A 504-nucleotide genomic window follows, 5' to 3' on the forward strand; every position below is an offset into this window, starting at 1 on the left:
GTCGAGCGCGCAGAACCAGAAGTTGCGGTGGAACAGCTCGGCGGGCGACATGTCGAGGCCCTTCCACGTGCCGAAGATCCGCTGGTAGGGCTCGATGTGGTTGAGCCGGTCGATGACCCCGGGCACCCAGGCGATGCCGCCCTCGGAGAAGCAGATCTTCAGCCCCGGGTTGCGGACCGCGATCTTCGAGTAGAGCCAGTCCACCGCGGTGAACATGGCCTGCCCGAAGAACAGCACCGATGTCGTGTCGATCGGTGCGTCGGGCGCGGTGGTGGGCGCGTCGGACGACGAACCGACGTGGAGACAGACGGTCGTCCCGGTCTCGTCGCAGGCCGCGAAGAGCGGGTCCCAGTGTCCGGTGTGGAGGGAGGGCAGGCCGAGCTTGTGCGGGGCCTCGGGGAACGTCAGGGCCTTGAAGCCCCGCTCGGCATTGCGCCGGACCTCCGCGGCCGCGAACTCGACGTCCAGCAGGTAGGGGATCTGGATCGGGATCAGCCGGTCCGG

The 504-nt window shown here is 68.5% G+C and carries 1 protein-coding gene; it reads right to left on the reverse strand.

Annotation, left to right across the window (positions count from 1 at the left end; genetic code table 11):
• On the reverse strand, window positions 1-504 hold a 504-nt coding region (locus tag ABFY07_RS42980; RefSeq protein WP_346179648.1), incomplete at both ends, for an amidohydrolase family protein.

This window comes from Streptomyces sparsogenes subsp. cuspidosporus, assembly GCF_039532705.1.
In the GTDB taxonomy this organism is placed as follows: Bacteria; Actinomycetota; Actinomycetes; order Streptomycetales; family Streptomycetaceae; genus Streptomyces; species Streptomyces sparsogenes.